The sequence below is a fragment of the Collinsella tanakaei YIT 12063 genome (genome assembly GCF_000225705.1).
GTDB lineage: Bacteria > Actinomycetota > Coriobacteriia > Coriobacteriales > Coriobacteriaceae > Collinsella > Collinsella tanakaei.
Genome location: NZ_JH126468.1, coordinates 244,814 through 262,954, shown reverse-complemented (window position 1 = coordinate 262,954; position 18,141 = coordinate 244,814). Strand labels below are relative to the sequence as shown.

General features: G+C 60.9%; 19 protein-coding genes and 1 tRNA gene. All 20 read left to right on the top strand.

The genetic code is table 11. From position 1 onward, the window contains the following. Position 1: 1 nt before the first annotated feature. Positions 2 to 1,315, top strand: coding sequence for a P-loop NTPase (locus HMPREF9452_RS04575; protein ID WP_187116493.1), 1,314 nt, complete (start codon positions 2 to 4; stop codon positions 1,313 to 1,315). Then, a complete protein-coding gene (locus HMPREF9452_RS04570; protein ID WP_009140949.1) occupies positions 1,312 to 2,649 on the top strand; it encodes a CpaF family protein in 1,338 nt (445 codons plus the stop codon). The genes HMPREF9452_RS04575 and HMPREF9452_RS04570 overlap by 4 nt, the downstream gene beginning before the upstream one ends. After that, positions 2,622 to 3,578, top strand: coding sequence for a type II secretion system F family protein (locus HMPREF9452_RS04565; RefSeq protein ID WP_009140948.1), 957 nt, complete (start codon positions 2,622 to 2,624; stop codon positions 3,576 to 3,578). Before HMPREF9452_RS04570 ends, HMPREF9452_RS04565 begins: the two co-directional genes overlap by 28 nt. Then, complete coding sequence (locus tag HMPREF9452_RS04560) at positions 3,578 to 4,228, top strand: type II secretion system F family protein (protein ID WP_009140947.1); 651 nt, start codon at positions 3,578 to 3,580, stop codon at positions 4,226 to 4,228. The genes HMPREF9452_RS04565 and HMPREF9452_RS04560 overlap by 1 nt, the downstream gene beginning before the upstream one ends. A gap of 9 nt (positions 4,229 to 4,237) precedes the next feature. Next, positions 4,238 to 4,588, top strand: a complete 351-nt coding sequence (locus HMPREF9452_RS11265) for a hypothetical protein (RefSeq protein WP_009140946.1) — start codon at positions 4,238 to 4,240, stop codon at positions 4,586 to 4,588. A gap of 162 nt (positions 4,589 to 4,750) precedes the next feature. Then, positions 4,751 to 5,167, top strand: coding sequence for a hypothetical protein (locus HMPREF9452_RS04550; RefSeq protein WP_147327629.1), 417 nt, complete (start codon positions 4,751 to 4,753; stop codon positions 5,165 to 5,167). 40 nt (positions 5,168 to 5,207) lie between these two features. After that, the gene (locus HMPREF9452_RS04545; RefSeq protein WP_040362326.1) at positions 5,208 to 5,429 is read left to right on the top strand and encodes a hypothetical protein; all 222 of its coding nucleotides are present in this window, start codon (positions 5,208 to 5,210) and stop codon (positions 5,427 to 5,429) included. Further along, entirely contained in the window at positions 5,386 to 5,946 is a 561-nt protein-coding gene (locus tag HMPREF9452_RS04540; RefSeq protein WP_009140943.1) for a TadE/TadG family type IV pilus assembly protein, read from the top strand. The genes HMPREF9452_RS04545 and HMPREF9452_RS04540 overlap by 44 nt, the downstream gene beginning before the upstream one ends. A 37-nt stretch (positions 5,947 to 5,983) precedes the next feature. After that, complete coding sequence (locus HMPREF9452_RS04535; RefSeq protein ID WP_040362322.1) at positions 5,984 to 7,993, top strand: hypothetical protein; 2,010 nt, start codon at positions 5,984 to 5,986, stop codon at positions 7,991 to 7,993. Beyond that, complete coding sequence (locus HMPREF9452_RS04530) at positions 7,993 to 8,520, top strand: hypothetical protein (protein WP_009140941.1); 528 nt, start codon at positions 7,993 to 7,995, stop codon at positions 8,518 to 8,520. The genes HMPREF9452_RS04535 and HMPREF9452_RS04530 overlap by 1 nt, the downstream gene beginning before the upstream one ends. Then, positions 8,517 to 8,852: a DUF192 domain-containing protein gene (locus HMPREF9452_RS12340; protein ID WP_009140940.1), complete on the top strand. Its 336-nt coding sequence runs from the start codon at positions 8,517 to 8,519 to the stop codon at positions 8,850 to 8,852. Before HMPREF9452_RS04530 ends, HMPREF9452_RS12340 begins: the two co-directional genes overlap by 4 nt. A 58-nt stretch (positions 8,853 to 8,910) precedes the next feature. Then, a complete protein-coding gene (locus HMPREF9452_RS04520) occupies positions 8,911 to 9,654 on the top strand; it encodes a class I SAM-dependent methyltransferase (protein ID WP_009140939.1) in 744 nt (247 codons plus the stop codon). A 395-nt stretch (positions 9,655 to 10,049) separates the two neighbouring features. Continuing rightward, positions 10,050 to 10,122 (top strand) — tRNA-Phe (locus HMPREF9452_RS04510). Between the two features lie 267 nt (positions 10,123 to 10,389). Next, positions 10,390 to 11,454, top strand: a complete 1,065-nt coding sequence (locus tag HMPREF9452_RS04505; protein ID WP_009140937.1) for a glycoside hydrolase family 5 protein — start codon at positions 10,390 to 10,392, stop codon at positions 11,452 to 11,454. A gap of 53 nt (positions 11,455 to 11,507) precedes the next feature. Beyond that, on the top strand, positions 11,508 to 12,413 hold the full coding sequence (gene rsmI / locus HMPREF9452_RS04500) for a 16S rRNA (cytidine(1402)-2'-O)-methyltransferase (RefSeq protein WP_009140936.1): 906 nt from the start codon (positions 11,508 to 11,510) through the stop codon (positions 12,411 to 12,413). A 170-nt stretch (positions 12,414 to 12,583) separates the two neighbouring features. Beyond that, positions 12,584 to 14,206 carry a methionine--tRNA ligase gene (gene metG, locus HMPREF9452_RS04495; protein ID WP_009140935.1) on the top strand — a complete coding sequence of 541 codons (1,623 nt, stop codon included), beginning with the start codon at positions 12,584 to 12,586 and terminating at the stop codon, positions 14,204 to 14,206. A gap of 113 nt (positions 14,207 to 14,319) precedes the next feature. Beyond that, the gene (rsmA, locus tag HMPREF9452_RS04490; RefSeq protein WP_009140934.1) at positions 14,320 to 15,210 is read left to right on the top strand and encodes a 16S rRNA (adenine(1518)-N(6)/adenine(1519)-N(6))-dimethyltransferase RsmA; all 891 of its coding nucleotides are present in this window, start codon (positions 14,320 to 14,322) and stop codon (positions 15,208 to 15,210) included. 12 nt (positions 15,211 to 15,222) lie between these two features. Next, the gene (locus HMPREF9452_RS04485; RefSeq protein ID WP_009140933.1) at positions 15,223 to 16,251 is read left to right on the top strand and encodes a TatD family hydrolase; all 1,029 of its coding nucleotides are present in this window, start codon (positions 15,223 to 15,225) and stop codon (positions 16,249 to 16,251) included. Continuing rightward, positions 16,252 to 16,677, top strand: coding sequence for a hypothetical protein (locus HMPREF9452_RS04480; RefSeq protein WP_009140932.1), 426 nt, complete (start codon positions 16,252 to 16,254; stop codon positions 16,675 to 16,677). Positions 16,678 to 16,988: 311 nt separating this feature from the next. Next, entirely contained in the window at positions 16,989 to 18,122 is a 1,134-nt protein-coding gene (locus HMPREF9452_RS04475; RefSeq protein WP_009140931.1) for a phosphate/phosphite/phosphonate ABC transporter substrate-binding protein, read from the top strand. Positions 18,123 to 18,141: the final 19 nt, after the last annotated feature.

Here is an 18,141-nt window from a genome sequence, read left to right as displayed (position 1 = left end):
CATGATCGACGGGTTTCCCAATCAAGACGTGAACGCCGCCCTCGTGGCGGAAGCGGGGGACGAGGATGCTCTTGCTGCCGTTGAGTCGATATCGCGCGGCGGACGAGCAGGGCAAATTCTCGTCCTCGCCGATTCACGGGATCCGGCATGGTTCGCCCGGCTGTTCTACGCCGGGGCTACCGAGGTTATTGCGGCGGGCCCGCTGGTGGCGTCGTCGATTGAATCGAATGAGGCATGTGCGGTGAGAGGGCCAAATGATGCCGCGGCCGTTGCGCGGCCCGCTTGCAATAACGAAGAGCCGACTGCTGCCCTGGCGTCAGCAGCGGCGCCCGCGATGGAGATGCCTGCAGGACGGCTGCCCACCGAAAAGGCCGCAGGGCCGGAACCGGGGGAGGCGTCGCGAGGTGCCTCCTCGACCGTCTCCTCTCTAGGGATGGGGCGGCGCGCCCTGCGCTCGCAAGGCGATGCCGGGCAACAGGCGGGCGCTCCGCTGGTGGCGGCAATATCCGGTAGGGGAGGCGTGGGGAAGTCGACGCTGGTAGCGTCCCTTGCATATTGCAGCGCCCATATGGGGTTGCGGGCGGCAGTCATAGACGCCGATCTGATGTTTGGAAACCAGCACGAGCTTTTAGGCGTCGATGCACCGCTTGATCTTGGCTTGCTTCTTGATAAGGGGGTGTCGGTCTCGCCCGAGGCCGCCGCCGAGGCGACCGCCATGAAAATAGCACCCGGCCTTACGTTGTGGGGCCCGCTTGAAGCTCCGGAAATGGCGGAGGTTATGGCTGCGCCCGTTGATGAATTGGTGCGCGTGCTCCGCGGGGCGGCAGACGTGCTCTTTGTGGATACATCGACATTTTGGGGCGATTGCGTCGCCTCCCTGGTGGCGTCATGCGACCGGTGCCTGGTTGTGGGCGCGCCGGGTGCCTGCGCTGTCTCTTCGTCAATAAAAGCAATGGGCCTGGCGTCGCGCGTGGGAGTTCCCGGCACCAAGATGACCGGCGTGTTCAACCGCTTTGGCGGAGAGGGGGCAGGGGAGGAGCAGGCCATGCGCTATGAGATGGGCGTTGCGCTGCATTCGCGCGCGAGGATTGCGGATGGAGGCGATGAGGTGCGCGGCATGGCGGCGTTCGGCCATCTGGACAGCTTGCTTCTGGGTCCTGGGGCCTTTGCGACCAGCGTCCGCTCTTTTGCGCGAGAGTTGCTGCGCGAATTGGGATGTCCAATCGAGGCGGATGATCTTGGGATGAAAGCGGCGGCGGGGGTGCGCCCCCGCATACGGTTGCCATGGAAAAAGAGGGTTGGTGATGCGGCATGACGGTGATGGGGAGGGTGAAGGAGGCCGAAGGACGTCTTGGTTCCGTGAATGCCGCGGAAAAGGACTCGGCGAAAAGCCGTGCGATTAAGGCCGAAGCCAAGAGGGCCTTGATGGAGCGCGTCGGTTTTGCCGAGGTGGCGCGAATCGCTGCGGGATTGGATGCGGCCGCCGCTCGAGAAGAATTGCGGCCCGCCGTGGAGGCGGTGCTGAATGCGGACGGGCATGGAAATCTGCCCGAGTGCGATCGAGAGCTCATAGTGGGCGAGGTGTTGGATGATGTGGTGGGGCTTGGCCCGCTCCAGCCGTTGCTCGAGGACGATAGCGTGACGGAAATCATGGTCAACGGCATGGATTCCGTTTTCTTCGAGCGCGCCGGCGAGCTTTACCCCCTTGGTCCCCTGTTTGATAGCGAAGAGCAGATTCGTATCGTGGTCGATCGCATCATCTCTCCTTTGGGCAGGCGTGTGGATGAGCGGAGCCCGCTGGTCAACGCCCGTCTTCCTAGCGGATATCGCGTCAACGTGGTGATTCCTCCCGCAGCTATCGATGGAACCTGCGTGACCATTCGAAAGTTCTCGGACCGGATTAGCTCTTTGGACGAGCTTGTAAGGCTGGGATCGCTGCCAAGTTGGTATGCGGGATTGCTGTCTTGCGCGGTTAAATTGCGACAGGATTTGGCGGTGGCGGGGGGAACGGGTTCGGGCAAGACGACGCTGCTCAACGCGTTGTCCTGCGAGATTCCAAAGAAAGAACGGATTGTGACGATTGAGGATTCGGCCGAGCTCAAGTTTGCGTGCCATCCCCAAGTGGTGAGGCTCGAAGCGCGAGAGGCGTCGATTGAGGGACAGGGCGCTGTGACCATTCGCGATTTGGTGACCAATGCCCTGCGCATGCGCCCCGACCGCATTGTGGTTGGAGAGGTCCGCGGTGCCGAGTGCATCGACATGCTGCAGGCTATGAATACGGGGCACGATGGATCGCTGACCACGCTGCACGCCGGCACGCCGCAAGAGACCATAGTTCGCATGACGCTTCTGGCTCGTTTTGGAATCGACCTGCCTAGCGACCTTATCGAAGAGCAGATAGCCATGGCTCTCGATGGGGTGGTGATGTCGTTGCGCAGGCCGGATGGAAAGAGGTTTGTGGGGTCGTATTGCGGTGTGGAGAGAGGGGCGTCCGGCGGGGTCGAGCTGAAAGAATACGTTGCCTTCGATGCCGCGTCTGAAACGTGGGAGTTGGTTCAAGAGCCGGAGTTTATCGAGCGCTCTCTTCTGGAAGGCGCCCTAGATCAGGGGGAGGTGGACGAATGGAGGCGGTCGTGTTCTGCGGCATAGCGGGGCTTGTGGCGTTTTGCGTGGCGGGTCTTTTGCCCGGCGGCGCCGTTGCATCGCGGCCTTGCGGGTTTGCCGCCGGCGGTGTCAACCAGATTCTCCTGCTTACGGGGCGCATCTTTGATCGAGCTCCCGGGGCCGTCGATGTTTTAGCGAGCCTTGCCGAGCCAATTCGCGATATGGGGGCTGCAAAACGGCTGCTCTTTGGTTCTTCTGGCGAAAGCGGAGGGGCGGTGCTTGATAAGAGGCGCGCGGCTGCGATGGTTGTTCTGCTCATGGGCGTCGGATCGGTCGTGGGCGGGGTGGCGTCGCTCTCTGTCCCTGGGGCGTTGATAGGTGCTGGCGTCCCCGTGATGGTTCTTGCCGTGGCGGGCGGTCGCGCGAAGAAGGCGACGGCGCGTGACACGGAGCGCGCGATGCCCGAAGCCTTTGGGGCATTATCGATTGCGCTGGGGTCCGGGCATTCGTTGGCGCAGGCGATGCGGTACGTAGGCGTTCATTCAAGGGAGCCCGTTCGTTCTGAGTTCATGCGCGTTGGCTTTGCTATCGATTGCGGGTTTTCTGCTACCGAGGCGCTTGACGGCCTTATCACAAGGCTGCGCGCTCCCGGTCTGGATATGGTCGCCCTGGCGCTGAAGGTGTCCCAGAGGACGGGCGCGCCGCTCAAGGATCTGTTGGAAGAGGCGGCACGGCTGGTGGGGGACCGTATCGAGCTACAGCGGACGCTCGACGTGAAGACATCGCAGGCGCGTATGTCTGCCCGCCTGGTAGCGGGTATGCCGGTTGCGATGATTGCGTTTCTTACCTTGCTCTCCAGCGATTTTAGAAAGGGCGTGGCGACTGTATCGGGAGCGTTTTGCGTGTTTGTGGCACTAGGTCTCAATGCGGTTGCCTGGCTGGTTATTCGAAAGATCATGAAGGTGGAACTGTGATGGATGGCGAATGGCTTGTATTCTGCACCGCCCTGTTCTTCGGGAGCGCCATATGGCTTGCGAGCGAAACGAACGAGCGCGCTTCGGCCCGCGCAGCGTCCAGCGTGTCAGGTCTTGTTGCGCAGGCGGTGCGGGCAACGAGGGGCGTCATCGATATCGTTCGCAACCGTATTGAGGCTTGGACAGGGTCTTCCGATGTTGACGGGGCGGTTTCGTTGGGCGAGGCATCTGAAATGATCGATTTGATCTGCCTGGGGCTGTCTGCGGGATTGTCGTTCGACGCATCGCTTTCTCTGTATTGTCGCGAGCGCGATACAAAGCTTGCCCGTCGTATGGAGCAGGCATGCATGAGCTGGCAGATTGGCATGCAGACAAGGGAGGAGGCGCTTATGGATGCGGCTGCCGATTTGGAGTTGAGGGCTTTGGAATCGTTTGCCACGGCGGTGACCCAGGCGCTTACGTTGGGCGCCCCGCTTGCGTCCACGCTTTCGGCTCAAAGCGCCGAGTGTCGTGCCGCGCATCGCGCGGAGGTCGAGCGAAATATCGAGCGGGCGCCGGTAAAAATCCTCATTCCCACGGGCACGTTGATTTTGCCCGCGTTGCTGTTATCGATTATAGGCCCGCTGCTTGCCGCCGGCGGGATGGTATAGGAGGTAGAAATGGAGCGCAGCTGGATGACCGAGCGATTGCGGGGATTGGCCGCCCGCCTCAGGGTCGCGCCTGCGGAGGCGAGTGACCGGGCGCGGGGCGACGGGAGCAAAGGGGCAGGGGGCGGTGCCGGTTGCACCTCGCCGCGCTTAAGGGACGGTGGACCCCGGGCGGCGGTGTTGCGCCTGCGTATGGCGGGTCGAGGGGCGCCGCGCCTTCGAGAAGAACTTGCTCAGGGAACTACCGAGTACGCCATCTTGGTGGGCGTGCTCGTGGTTATCGCCATCGTCGCCATCATCGCGTTTCGCGACAAGGTGAGCGAGTTGTGGGAAGCGATTTCCTCTGGCATCAACAGCTTGTAGGGGATGGTGCCCGTGGGCTTGCACGCGAGTACGCCTCGACGTCTTCTCGCCTCGGCGGTCCCCGTAGTGCTGTGCGTCTTGGCAATCGCCCTGTCATTTGCGTTTGTGAGAAACGGGTCCAGGGGTGATGGCGGGGCGTTGCCAAATGACTCGGGTGCCAATATGCCGGCATCTGCAGGGGGCGCTGCGGAAGAAGGCGATGAGGGTGAGGGGGAGGGATTGGCCATCGGGGAGCTGGCGGGGCAGTTTGCTCAGGACGATGAGGTTGTTCGCGAAGTCTTGAATGCCGAGGCGTCCCTGTCGAGCCCGGATGCGTTTCTAGATGACTTGTCTGGTGCGGGCGAGCCGGTGGAGACGGTTGGATGGACGGACGCCGTGGGGCTGGAGCATGCGGGCCGTGAGGTGTTGGGAGCCTACGAGCGGGCGGGAGCCTCTCTGCAGATGCACGGTTATCTTGATCTGCATGGAACCGCATGGGCGGCCGTTCTGCGGGGAGGAGAGTGGGTCGACGTTGTTTCGGTTACTGGCTCGCACGAGGGCGCTGCTTCCGTTCGCGTGGCGCGCATCAAGGCGGGGTGAGGGGATGCCGCCGCGGCGGCGCGATGTTGTGGGAGACGTTATGAGGGGTAGTTCGTTGGGGCGCCTGCACGAGCCGCGTGCATCTGAAAGTGCCCAGGCAACGCTGGAGATGGCTTTGTGCACGGTCGCGCTCTTGGGGATGATCCTGGGAGTCGCGGTGGTATGGCGAGCTGCCGAGCGCGGCGTGCTTGCCAGGTTGGTGGAGGAGGCGGCGTCTCATGGGCTCGATGTCGCTGGCGCAATCGATGCGGCGTTGTTTTAGCAGGGGAAGATCGGCGGCGGATCCTGGGTTTTGGGAAGCGACGGCGGGGGATGAGCGTGCCCAGGCGACGGTTGAGGCCGCCGTGCTTCTTCCGAGCTTCCTCATCGTCTTGCTCCTCGCCTTGCAGCCGATCTGCCTGCTTTACACCACGTCAATCATGGAGTCCGCGGCATCGCAGGCGGCGCGCTTGTTGGTTACGGGCGAGGACGTCGATGACGAGTCGGTTCAGGCGTTTGTTATGCGCAGGCTTGCCGCCGTTCCGGACGTCTCGATCTTTCACGAGGGAGGCCCGCTTTCCTGGCAGGTGGAGCTTGAACGGACATCGGGCACCGCGGGCGCCGTGGGCGTTTCTATAGAGGGGACGGTGAAGCCCCTGCCGGTGCTTGGCGCGTTTGCGAGTGCGTTTGGGGAGACGAACGCGATGGGCGATGTGCGTTTGCGCGTCGAGGTGTCTTATGACGGTAGGCCGAGCTGGTTGGAGGGCGGCTATGGCGATTGGATTTCTACATGGGGCTAGTCGGCGCCACGGGCCCGTACGGGCTCGGCGGCTTGGTGTGGATGCCTTTATAGAGGACGGTGCCTATACCACGCTTGCCGCCGCGGTGTCGATCCTGCTGGTTATGGCACTTTTGTTCTCGTCTACGTCGGCGATATGGAGCATGTCGCGGGCGGGCGACACGCAGACCGCGGCGGACGCGACAGCCATGGCGGGCGCAAACGTGGTCTCCTCGTACCATACGGCGGCGACGGTTGTGGACGCGAGCATCTTGAGCTTGGGGCTTACGGGGTTTGTGGTGACCGGCGTTGGTCTAGCCGCGACCCTGGTGCCCGGCGCGCAGACGGCGGCGGGGCAGATGGTCGATGCGGGCGTTCGCATCATCAAGATGAGAAACGAGTTCGCATCATCGACGTCTCGTGGCCTAAAGACGCTGGAAGATGCCCTTCCCTGGCTCGTCGCCGCTAACGGAGCGAGGGCCTGCTCCGCTCAATCATCCGAATCGGTGGAGTTCAGCGGATCCGCTATGGCGGTTCCCCGCGAGTCGGCCTCCGAGTTCCCCGCGCTCGAGGGGTCTGAGATAGAAACAGAAGAAATAGGGGTGGGCGCGGACGAGCTTGACCAGGCGGCGACCGACCTTGCCCGTGCGAACGAGAAGGCTGCCCAGAAGAAAGAGGCGGCATGGCTTGTGGATTGCGGAAGAGAGGGTGCGAACATGCAGGAGCGCGCGGCCTCGCTCTCGGGCTTAAGTGCGGCGGAGAACCCGGATTACGCATCGAGCCTTACGTGGGAGCCGATGGTGGCGCTTGATCGCACGCGCGCGTATTACCGCTGGCGGCGCGACCATGATAAACCCGTGGGTTCCGGTGTGGAGGCGCGTGCCGACGCGGCGGCGCGCCATGCGTTCTACACCTACGCATGCGAGGAATTCGCAGATGCACGCGTCGAGGAGGTTGACGGGCGCATGGCGGCAAGCGTGCCGATGCTTCCAAGGAATACGGAAGAAGTGAGGGAAACCCGGCTGTATACGGATGCTTGCTGGCCCTCGTCTTACGAATCTCAGGGTCTTACCCTGCACTTTGGTTCATCATGTCCCGGAGCGACGGGTGCTGTAGGCCCCTCGCTTTCGCTGCAATCCATCGACGCGTCTGCTGCGCATGAATGCGAGGTATGCAAATTCAGCGTGACGGACGTGGGAAAAGCCCCTGCCGCATCGACGTCGATCGACAACGGATACGAGTACCACCTGCGCGAGTTTATTCGAGTGTTGCAAGAATACGTCGACGCCCGCAGCGAGCAGTTGGAGCAGGAAAGGCGCGCGAAGTCCAAGGCGGAAGGCGCAAGCGATGCATTTGAAGACGCGATATCGGTTCTTGCCGGCAAGAGGCCCAGGATAGCGCCGCCTGGTCGCGCGGGGTGCGTCGCGATGGTGGCGAGTGGGGAGATTTCTGCGGACAATGTTCTTTCCAACCCCTTTGCGCCTGCGCCAGAGCTGCAGCGGAGGGGAGCCATCTCTGCCGCCGTGCTCGCGCCCGATCCGGCGACTCGTGAGAACAACGTGCTATCGAATTTCTTCTCGACGGTGCAGGAGCGCGTGGGCGATCGCGGCGCCGTGGGGCTTATCGATGATGTCATGGGCCTTTGGGGCGATCTTCTTATCTCCTATGGCGATTTGGGCGAAGGCCTTGGCGATGTGATGGATGGGCTGCTGGGGGGATTGGATGCGCTGGGCGCGGGGCCGCTGGCGTCCTGGTTGTCCGGCAGAATCAGCGGGGTGGTGCGCGGCCTTGGATTCGAACCGGTCGACCTTTCGTGTAAGAAGCCCGTGCTTACGGACAGCTCAAACGTTATAGCCCAGTCGGATGTCGCCGGGTTGGGTGACCTTCAAAGCGCGCTGAGGTCAATCCCGCTGGGGTCCACCGATCCGGGGGCGATTCTCCAGGCGGCTGGATACGCGGTAGGGGAGCGCATATACGCTACGGAGTTTACGCTCGCAAGCATCCCGTTGCCGGGCGGCGGCAGTATTCCTCTCACCATTCGGCTGGGAGACTTGTTCAAGGGGTGGTGATGATGAAAAAAAGAGCAATGCGCAAAGGCATGCTCGTGGCGCCGGCGCCTGTGCGCATTGGCCTGTCGGAAGAGGCTGCCCAGGCAACGGTTGAGATGGTTGTTGTAGTGCCGGTCCTGCTGGTGCTTGCGCTCATCGTTTTCAACCTCATGCGGTTCGCAGCGGCGACGGCTCGGTTCGATAGGGTTGCCCCCGACATCGTGATCGCACATGGTGTTTCGACGTCGGGGGCCGAAGGTGCGGGATTGGACGATGGCGGCATGGGTTCTATCCAGTCCGAGTTGGAGCGCGCGATGGAGGGTCATGACGTTGAGGTCGATGTCTCATATGCAGATACCGAGGGCGAAGGAGTCGGCACCGCCGTCTTGTCTCTCGCCGGGGCGCTGAGAACGTATAGCTGCACCATGATGTACAGGCCTTGGCCGTCGGGGCTGAGCATAGCGGGCGTGTCTATGGGCGCTCCCGCAACCTTGGAGCATGTGCGCGAGGTGACGGTGGACCCTTGGCGACCGGGGGTGCTGGTATGAGCGGGCGGGCCGACGGCGGGCATGTTGCGGTTCCTTGCCGCATCGCCATGGTGCATACTGGTTGGGGTGCCTGCAGGGTGATTGCAGCGAACACGTTTCTCAAAAGGCTGCGGGGGTTCATTGGTAGGCGGCCCGAGCGGTGTGCAGGCGATGTCATTTGGTTTTCCAAGTGCTCGTCTGTCCACACGTTCTTTATGGGGCACGCCTTGGATATTGTGTTTGCCGACAAGGAGGGTAGGGTGCTGCTGTCTTTGGAGGGCGTTCCCCCATGCCGAATCGTTTGGTGTCGCGGGGCGTCTTTTGTGCTCGAGCGGTTCTCTAGGGGATGGTAATTCAGGGTAGGATGAGAAGAATGTTGTGGTGCGCATCGCGCCTTGGGGAAGGAGCACCGTGAAGAACTACTACGGCAGGCTGTGCGCGGAGACCTATGAGGTACTTCACGCAGCGGCTCCCGAAGATGAGCTGGCGTTCTACCTCTCTTACGCACGCGCTGGTGACAAGATTCTCGAGCCCATGTGCGGCAGCGGCAGGTTCCTCGTCCCCTTTATGGAGCGCGGATTCGATATCACGGGCATCGATCTCTCAGAGGAGATGCTCTCGTCGCTGTATCGAAAGGCACCGCGGGCGCATGCATTCAAAGGGGATATCCTGAAATTCGACTCGGATGCGCCCTACGATTATATCTTCATTTCTTCGGGCTCGTTCTCGTTGTTTACCGACGAGGGGGCCGCGGATAGGGTGCTCGTGAAGCTGCGGTCGCTTCTGGCGCCGGGAGGAAAAATGGTGATTGCGGCCGAGTCCATGGCTGGGGCGTGTAACGGGGACGGGTCGTATCGCCTGGTGTCCGCGATACCTTTTGACGATGGCGGCGAGCTGCGGTTTAGCTCCATGGACCGCTATGATGCGAAGACCCAGACGCAGTATTCGCCCGGTCGCTACGAGCTGTACCGTGACGGCGAGCTGGTCGAGAGCGAATGGATGGATTTCCAGATTCGCCTTTATCGTTTTGGGGAGTTGGAGCAGCGGCTGGAGCGGGCGGGTTTTGCGAGTGTGACGACGTATCGCTCTTTTGATAAGGAACCCGCGAAAGGGGATATGGACGAGATGTTTCTCTATGAGTGCTCGGTTGGATAGGTTTCCTTGCTTTGTTTCCAGGTAGTTGAGGAGGCGTGGTGGATGGCTGAGTTTCGGGCATTCTATCACGCGACTTTGATGGTGCTAGATGTTTGTTGCCGTCTTTTGAATGGAGCCCTGTTGAGGGTTTCAGCGATGTGGAGCTCGAGCATCTGGACGTGTTTGTCCACAACAATGCTGCGCTTATTCTTCGTCTTGCGCGGGAAGTGTCTAAGACTTGTGCCTAGGCTTTACCTCTTTCTTGGATTCGTAATCTTTTTTTTGGACGGGTGAGGATGGGGAGCTGCCCTCCAAAGTCTCCAGACGCATTCGCTCCAAATTTTTTTTAAATTCTCGTTTGACTCCCGCTTGAGATTTGATATAGTAATCGAGCTGCAAGTCAGCACGACATAAACGGCCAGATAGCTCAGTTGGTAGAGCAGCGGACTGAAAATCCGCGTGTCGAGGGTTCGACTCCCCCTCTGGCCACCCTTTAACTTCCAGCCTCCCTCCTTGGGAGGTTTTTTCATATCCATCGATCGTGCGTCGGTGGGCGTTTTCCTGATGGCTGCGGAATGCTCGCCGCAGGCGAGCAAAGATCGGCATCGATCTTTATAGTTCCTTACATATCCGACACTCGCGGCGTGTGGTGCGATATGTGTCTGCACGGGCGAGTATACTCTTGCGAAGACACTGTAGACGCAGGCCGAATGCAAGCCGTCTCACACACCACATTCGCACGTAAAGGGGCATGGCATGGACGATAGAATTCGAGGAGTCAATCTTTCGGGATGGTTTATCCCCGAGCCCTGGGTCACGCCGTCCTTGTTCGCCGCCACCGGCGCCAGCACGGATGCCGAGCTGCAGGAGAATCTGGGCACCGTTGAGTACAACGAGCGAATTCGCCAGCATTATGAGACCTTCATTACCGAAGAGGACTTTAGGCGCATGTCGTCCATCGGCCTCAATGCGGTGAGGATCCCCGTTCCCTGGCACGTTTTTGGCTTGCAAAATGATGCGGCAACCTACATCTCCGCAATCGATTACATCGATCGTGCGATGGAGTGGGGCTCCAAATACAACGTCAGCGTGTTGCTGGACCTTGCCACCGTTCCCGGTGGTCAGGGCGACTCCAACGAGCCCCAGACCACATCGCGCTATATCGCCGACTGGCATTCGTCCACAAACGGACGCCATGTGGCGCTTGAGGTGCTGGAGCGCTTAGCTGCTCGCTACGCCGTGGCAGACGCCCTGTACGGTATCGAGTTGCTGGATTCCCCCGTCATGAGCGTTCGAAAGAACATGTTCACCATGACGGACGGCATTCCCAGCCACTATTTGCGCAACTTCTATCGCGATGCCTATGACCTTTTGCGCAAACATATGACAAACGACAAGGCCGTGGTCTTTTCCGCTTCGGGTTATCCGGGCTTGTGGAAGCACTTTATGCGCAGCTCGCAATATAAAAACGTCATGATGGACGTTCATTTGTATCACTATCATGATGAGAACGCCCAGGACATCACCTCCCCGCGCGGTCTTTCCGCTGCGATCGCACGCAACAAGGCCCAGATTCGCGAGGCGGTGGGAACGGGTTTTCCCGTCATCATCGGCGAGTGGTCTGCGGCTGCCGTCATGTCCAGCGCTTCCGTTACGCCCGAAGGACGCTCCGCGTACGAGCGCGTTTTCGTGGCAAACCAGCTTGCTTCTTTCTCCCAAGCGGAGGGCTGGTTCTTCCAGACGTGGAAGACGGAGAAGCGCATCGCCGCCTGGGATGCGCGCCTTGCGCTGGGAACCCTTGAGCGCGCGATGCTCGATTAGCTTTCATCCCTTGTGTTCTCGCCTCGACCCTGCGATTTGGACGGTTACTTACTATGGCAGCATGCAGCAGCACTTCCGGGCGCCTCATAATCGTTGGCACGCCCATTGGAAACCTTGGCGACCTTACGCCGCGCGTGGCGCAGGCCTTCGAGGCGGCGGATGCTATCTGCTGCGAGGATACGCGCGTAACGTCAAAGCTACTGGCCCATTTGGGAATCTCTCGTCCGTTGGTGCGGTGCGACGAGAACGTGATCGCATCGCGCTCGCCCGAGCTGATCGGCCGCATGCTGGCAGGCGACGTGATCGCGTTTGCTTCCGACGCGGGCATGCCCAGCGTCTCCGATCCCGGGCAGGTTCTGGTGGACGCGGCGCGCGAGGCGGGTGTTGACGTGGAGGTGATCCCCGGCCCTTCCGCTTGCGTGACCGCGCTGGTTGCAAGCGGCATTCCCTGCGAGCACTTCTATTTCGAGGGCTTTTTGCCACGCAAGCACGGGGAGCGCGTGCGCAGGTTGTCGCAGTTGGCGGCGATTCCCGGTGCGCTGCTGTTCTACGAATCGCCCCACCGCGTCGCGGCGTCGCTCGAGGCGCTCGCCGAGGTCTTTCCCGCCCGTCAGGTCGCCCTTTGCCGCGAGCTCACCAAGCTGCATGAGGAGGTTTTGCGCGCGCAGGCTCCTTACCTGCTTGAGCAGGTGCGCGAGCGCGGCGAGCTTAAGGGCGAGATGGTGCTGGTGGTCGCCCCTCCGTCCGAAGAGGAGCTGGCAGCGTTCGCCTCTATGATGCCGGGCGCGGCAGTAGGGGCTGCGGGTGCGGTCGATGTGGACGAGGCGCTGCAGAAAGACATTCAAGATGCGCTGGCGCAAGGTGAGCCGGCATCTGCCATAGCCAAGCGGTTGAGCCAGCGCTATTCTCTCAAAAAGCGCGCCGTGTACGAGCGAGTGCTTGCTGCTCAGGGTCAATAAGATTGATGGCGTCGGTTTAGACAGGCCGGTAGAGTTGCTGGTGGAGTCGGTGGAGGCTGGCGGTACGTTGTCCCATCTTCGTCCAAATATGCGGTAAAATGGCAGGTTGGAATAACCTGCGCAGATAAAGAACGCTGCGCCGTATAGAGTTTGTCGGAAGGGAATATGCCATGGAGCATTCTAAGCCCTCGTACTACATCACCACGCCGATCTACTACGTGAACGCCAAGCCGCACCTCGGTACCGCATACTCCACCGTCATGGCGGATGTCCAGGCTCGCTTTCAGCGTGCAAACGCCCACGACGTGAAGTTCCTCACGGGCATGGACGAGCATGGCGAGAAGGTTGCCGAAGCCGCGGAGAAGAACGGTTTTGATTCTCCCCAGGCATGGTGCAATTCCATGGAGCCCAAGTTCCGCGATCTGTGGGAGACGCTGAATATCTCCAACGATGACTTCATCCGCACCACCCAGGATCGCCATACCGCCGGCGTGCAGAAGTTTTTGCAGGTCCTGCTTGACCGCGGTTACATCTACAAGGATAGTTACGACGGTTGGTACTGCCGTCCGGATGAGACCTACTTTACCGAGACGCAGGTGCGCCATCATGAGGAGGAGCGCCGCGCCAAGGGCATGGACGCCGCCGACCCCGAGCACCCGCTGTGCCCGGATTGCGACCGTCCTCTCGAGCGCATCCAGGAGGAGAGCTGGTTCTTCAAGCTTTCCGCTTTCGAGCAGCCCCTGCTCGACTTCTACGAGTCGCACCCTGACTTTATCCAGCCCGAGACCCGCCGCAACGAGGTGCTCTCTTTTGTGAAGGGCGGCTTGAAGGATCTTTCCATCTCTCGCTCCACGTTCGATTGGGGCATCCAGTTCCCCTTCGATTCCAGGCACGTGGCTTACGTGTGGGTCGACGCCCTGATTAACTACCTGTCTGCCGTAGGCTATGGCGCCGAGGGCCAGGAGGCAGCCGATGAGGTCGCCTTCCGCTGGCCCGCGCAGGTGCACGTGGTGGGTAAGGACATCATCCGCTTCCACTGCGTCATCTGGCCTGCGCTGCTGATGGCGGCAGGCCTTCCCCTGCCCGAGCGCGTGTTTGTCCACGGTTTCCTGACCGTGCGCAACGAGGAGACCGGCGCGGCGGAGAAGATGAGCAAGAGCCGCGGCAACGCGATCGCCCCCGAAGAGGTCATCGAGCTTTTGGGCGTCGACGCGTACCGTTACTACTTCATGTGCGACGTTGCCCACGGCACCGACGCTCCCATTAGCTGGGGTCGCATGCGCCAGGTTTACAATGCTGATCTCGCCAATAGCTGGGGCAACTTGGTGTCCCGTTCGCTCAACATGGCCGGCAAGTACTTCGACGGCTGCGCTCCGGTTCGTCCTGCCAATTTTGAGCAGGCCACTCCGCTGAAAGAGGCGTGCGAGGGTATCTACGAACGCTATGCCGCATGCATGGAGGCCTTCGATTACTCCGGCGCCGCACAGGAAGTGCTCGCCGTGGTGTCCGCCGCCAACCATTACATCGAGGACATGGCTCCTTGGGCGCTGGCGAAAGATCCCGAGCGCGCCGACGAGCTTGCTCTTGTGATCTGGAACCTGCTGGAGGTCATCCGCATCGCTTCCGAGCTCTACGCACCCTTTATGCCCAGCGTGTCTGCAGAGGTGCGTCGCCGTCTGTCCCTTCCGCAGGAGGCGACCAGCAATTTGGCCGAGGCTTGCCAGTGGGGCGGCCTTGCCGGCGGCGAGCCCGTGGAGAAGGGCGACCCGCTGTTCCCGCGCCTGGTTGACTAGGGCTCCCGTGCGCCCGGGGCGCATATATGCTATTTGATGTTCGGACCTGTCAGGCGGCGCATCCGCATGGCAGGTCCTCCGTGTTAAGAACCGAGGAGACCATAGGAGGAGCAATGACCACGTCGCCGCTGGCGAATCCTTCCGCAACCCGTGCGCTGCTGGAGACCTACGGACTTGCCACCAAGCACCGTCTGGGCCAGAACTTCCTTATCGACAACCATGTGATCGAGCGCATCTGCGCCCTTGCAAGCCTATCGAGCGACCAGCTGGTGCTAGAGGTTGGCCCGGGCATTGGCACGTTGACGCTCGCCCTGCTGCAGGATGCCGGCCATGTCACGTCTATCGAGATGGACTCGGAGCTTGAGCCGGTGTTGAGCGCGCATGCCGCCCTCAACGCTAATTTCTCGTTCATCATGGGCGACGCGCTCAAGGTTGCGCCCGAGCAAATCGCTGACGTCTCCGGCGGTGGGCCCAGCATTTTGGTTGCTAACCTGCCATACAACGTGGCTGCAACCATCATCCTTTCGTTCTTCCAGACCATGCCCAGCCTTAACGCCGCGGTTGTCATGGTGCAAAAAGAGGTTGCCGACCGTATCGCCGCGCAGCCGGGCACCAAGGCGTTTGGCGCTTACACGGCAAAATTGGGCCTCTACGGACGCGTTACGGGTCGCTTCGAGGTGCCGCCGCGTTGCTTTATGCCCGCTCCGCACGTTGACTCTGCCGTGGTGCGCATCGACAGGCGGACTAGTGGGGACGAGGTGTTCGACCTCATGGCATGGGCCGAGGGCGAGGGCTGTACGCGCGACGATGTTGCACGGGTGACGGAGGCGGCGTTTGCCCAGCGCCGCAAGACCATTCGCAACTCCATGTCTTCCTCGGGCTTTGAGAAGCAGAAGCTGGACAAGGCTTTTGGAGCCTGCGACATTGCGCCCACCACGCGTGCGGAGGCCCTGAGCACAAGCGACTTTATTCGCCTGGCCGCCGCGCTGGCGCAGCAGGGTTAGGGGTGAGCCGCCATGCAGACCGACCCTCGTTTTTCGCTAGTGTTTGCAAAAAAGAAAAAGGAATTCGCGGTTCCGGCGCCGCTGGCTCCCATCGCGGATACTCATGCGCACCTTATGAGTTTTTGGGATAAAGATCCGGCCGAGGCTATCGCCCGGTCCGCGCTTGCTGGCGTGCGGCAGATGACTACCATCTGGGATCCGCTGGCGGACCATCGCGATGCCGCTACGTATCACGAGCAGCTGGTTGGCTGGATCGATCAGGCGAGAGACCTGCTTGACCAGGCCCTTGCCGCCGGTGTGGCTCCGTTGGAGCCCGCTGGCGAGCTGATTGGACCCTGTGCGGATGCATGGGATTCCAATCCGCGGGCGCTGCTATCGCGCATTTCTTTCCTTGCGGGCGTGCATCCTTATGGCGCGCCCGAGTATACAGACGATGTCCATGCCCAGGTGCTCGAAGCGCTCGATAGCCCCTTATGTTCCGGCGTGGGCGAGATCGGCTTGGATTATCATTTTGACGCGGAGGACAATATCGAGGCGGCGCCGCATCAGATGCAGATGGATGTTATGGCCCGACAGCTTAGCCTTGCCGTCGAGCGCAACCTACCCGTTGAGCTGCATCTAAGGCATGAAGCGGACGATGTTGAGCGCTCGTCTCATCTGGACGCCTATAACGTGCTCAAGCGGGTTGGCGTGCCGGCTGCCGGTTGCGTACTGCATTGCTTTGGCGAGGACCGTGCAACTATGGAGCGCTTCTGCGACCTTGGGTGCCATATCGCTTTTGGCGGCGCCGCCACTTTTAAGCGCAACGATGAGGTTCGAGAGGCTTTCGCGGCATGTCCGCTTGATCTGCTGTTGTTTGAGACCGACTGCCCGTATATGGCTCCCGAGCCCATTCGCGGACTTGAATGCGAACCCGCTATGATTCCCTGGACCGTCGAGGCGCTGACGGGTTACCGTTCAAGCGTGACGGGTGAGGATCCGGCGCAAATCGCGTATGCTGTCTGGCGCAATTCCCTCAAGCTCTTTGGAAGGCAGAATTAAATGAACGATACCAACGCTCAAGTCGATGAAACGCGGGACGAAGAGCGCGAGCCCACCTCCGCCGAGGTTCTTCGCGAGCGTCGCAACGCGGCGATTGGCGGCAAGGCGGTTGATAACGACATTCATTTCTCCCTGCCGCTGACCAAGGTGTTTCCCGTTTTGCTTGTCGGCGCCGTGTTGTCCTACCTTGCGTCGAGCATGGGATCCAAACTGGGCAACCAGATGTTGTTCTACGGTGGACGCTGGGCGTGCTCGCTGCTCTTTGTGGCGGCGGTGGTTGTGTGGTTTGTCTCGCGCAGCCAGGCAAAAAAGATTACAGCCCAGCGTAATGAAGAGAAGTACGCCGTGGCTCGCGAGATTGCCCAGGCAAAGCAGGAGAAGGCGCAAGCCAAGGCGGCAAAGAAGCGCAAGCGCCGCCGCAAGTAGCATCTTTTGCGATTGATTTTGAGTCATGATGCGGATCGCGTTGCAGACCGATTCTCGTCCATATCTCATTCACAATTGTCTTGGATGCGTTAACGTTTGGATGCGCCAAGACCGGGATGCGTATCGTTTTGGTCAAGAAACACATCGCACCGTGCGTTCCATAATCAAATACCCGTAATGCAAGTTAGGGCCTGGACAGGCATGCCGTGCGCGGCGCCGTCTAGGCCCTTTGCCTTTCTATCATCTGTTCTGCTGTTCAAGTACGCATTCGCCTCGCCTGCGGGCATAGGGGCGCTTGAAGGGAGAGTCAGATGCAGTCTAATATCGAGAACGCCATGAATATCAACGACGATGCCCAGCGCAAGCTGCAGGTTTCGCGCCGCTCTTTTTTGAGCCTTATGGGCATGGGCGCCATCACGCTGGGTCTGGGCCTTGCGGGCTGCGGATCCACCGAGGGCAAGGGCGGTGCCGCTACAACCGGCTCCGACGAAGGCTCGACCGTCGACAAGATCACCATGGTGTGGCTCCCCAACGAGTCCTCCGCTGAGTTTGACAAGGGCCGCGAGGAGTTTGGCAAGGTCCTGGAGAAGTACGCCGGCGTGCCGGTTGAGCTTATGACCACTACCGACTACAACGTCGCCATCGAGGCCATCGCCTCTGGTAAGGCGCAGCTTGCCAACATGGGCGCCGAGGGTTTCATTCAGGCTCAGAAGAAGAACGCTAAGGTCATGCCGCTGGTCACCACTTCTGACACCGACGGCAAGCTGGATGGCGCCAAGTACTTTAGCCGCATCTGCGTTCCCGCAGACCAGATGGACCAGTATAAGGACGATTCCGATCCCACCGGCTACTCCATCAAGAACGTCAAGAGCAAGCGCATGAGCTTTGTCTCCGCTACTTCCACCTCTGGCTTCAAGGTCCCCTCCAACGCCATCATGGATGCCTTCCCGGACGAGGTCGCCTCGACCGATGAGCTCACTAAGCCCGGCTTCTTTAGCCAGGTGCTCTTTGGTAACAGCCACCCCGGTTCCGCCGTCAACCTGCTGCAGGGCGATGCCGATGTGGCGGCGTTCGACGATATCGACGTCGACATGTATCTGGACGTTCCCACCGATGACCGCGACAAGGCTAATTCCGCTGGTCAGGTTTACAACGTTAAGGATGGCGCCGCCCAGCCCTTCGACCGCGTGCAGGGCAAGAGCTTTGGCATCATCCAGTCCACGCCGGTGCTCAACGGTCCCATTGCGGTGAACACCGAGGTGCTTCCTCAGGACATCATCGACAAGCTGCTCGAGGGCCTCACCTCCAAGGAGACCGCGTCCGACGAGCTTCTGTTTGCGCCCGAGGACGTGGAGGATTCCGGCGCCGTGTGGAGCTTGGGCGACACCGCCGGCTTCATCGCGGTTGAGGATAGCTGGTACGACCCCATCCGCAACCTTGCTTAAACGCTTGGCGTGAATACGG

Bases quoted from the DNA above. Each gene is read 5' to 3' on its own strand.
- HMPREF9452_RS04550 (WP_147327629.1), top strand. From the start codon at position 4,751: ATGCCGGCATCTGCAGGGGGCGCTGCGGAAGAAGGCGATGAGGGTGAG.
- HMPREF9452_RS04565 (WP_009140948.1), top strand. From the start codon at position 2,622: ATGGAGGCGGTCGTGTTCTGCGGCATAGCGGGGCTTGTGGCGTTTTGC.
- HMPREF9452_RS04480 (WP_009140932.1), top strand. From the start codon at position 16,252: ATGAACGATACCAACGCTCAAGTCGATGAAACGCGGGACGAAGAGCGC.
- HMPREF9452_RS04545 (WP_040362326.1), top strand. From the start codon at position 5,208: ATGAGGGGTAGTTCGTTGGGGCGCCTGCACGAGCCGCGTGCATCTGAA.
- HMPREF9452_RS04530 (WP_009140941.1), top strand. From the start codon at position 7,993: ATGATGAAAAAAAGAGCAATGCGCAAAGGCATGCTCGTGGCGCCGGCG.
- HMPREF9452_RS04560 (WP_009140947.1), top strand. From the start codon at position 3,578: ATGGATGGCGAATGGCTTGTATTCTGCACCGCCCTGTTCTTCGGGAGC.
- HMPREF9452_RS12340 (WP_009140940.1), top strand. From the start codon at position 8,517: ATGAGCGGGCGGGCCGACGGCGGGCATGTTGCGGTTCCTTGCCGCATC.
- rsmA (WP_009140934.1), top strand. From the start codon at position 14,320: ATGACCACGTCGCCGCTGGCGAATCCTTCCGCAACCCGTGCGCTGCTG.
- HMPREF9452_RS04485 (WP_009140933.1), top strand. From the start codon at position 15,223: ATGCAGACCGACCCTCGTTTTTCGCTAGTGTTTGCAAAAAAGAAAAAG.
- HMPREF9452_RS04475 (WP_009140931.1), top strand. From the start codon at position 16,989: ATGCAGTCTAATATCGAGAACGCCATGAATATCAACGACGATGCCCAG.
- HMPREF9452_RS04505 (WP_009140937.1), top strand. From the start codon at position 10,390: ATGGACGATAGAATTCGAGGAGTCAATCTTTCGGGATGGTTTATCCCC.
- HMPREF9452_RS04540 (WP_009140943.1), top strand. From the start codon at position 5,386: ATGGGCTCGATGTCGCTGGCGCAATCGATGCGGCGTTGTTTTAGCAGG.
- HMPREF9452_RS11265 (WP_009140946.1), top strand. From the start codon at position 4,238: ATGGAGCGCAGCTGGATGACCGAGCGATTGCGGGGATTGGCCGCCCGC.
- metG (WP_009140935.1), top strand. From the start codon at position 12,584: ATGGAGCATTCTAAGCCCTCGTACTACATCACCACGCCGATCTACTAC.
- rsmI (WP_009140936.1), top strand. From the start codon at position 11,508: ATGGCAGCATGCAGCAGCACTTCCGGGCGCCTCATAATCGTTGGCACG.
- HMPREF9452_RS04570 (WP_009140949.1), top strand. From the start codon at position 1,312: ATGACGGTGATGGGGAGGGTGAAGGAGGCCGAAGGACGTCTTGGTTCC.
- HMPREF9452_RS04575 (WP_187116493.1), top strand. From the start codon at position 2: ATGATCGACGGGTTTCCCAATCAAGACGTGAACGCCGCCCTCGTGGCG.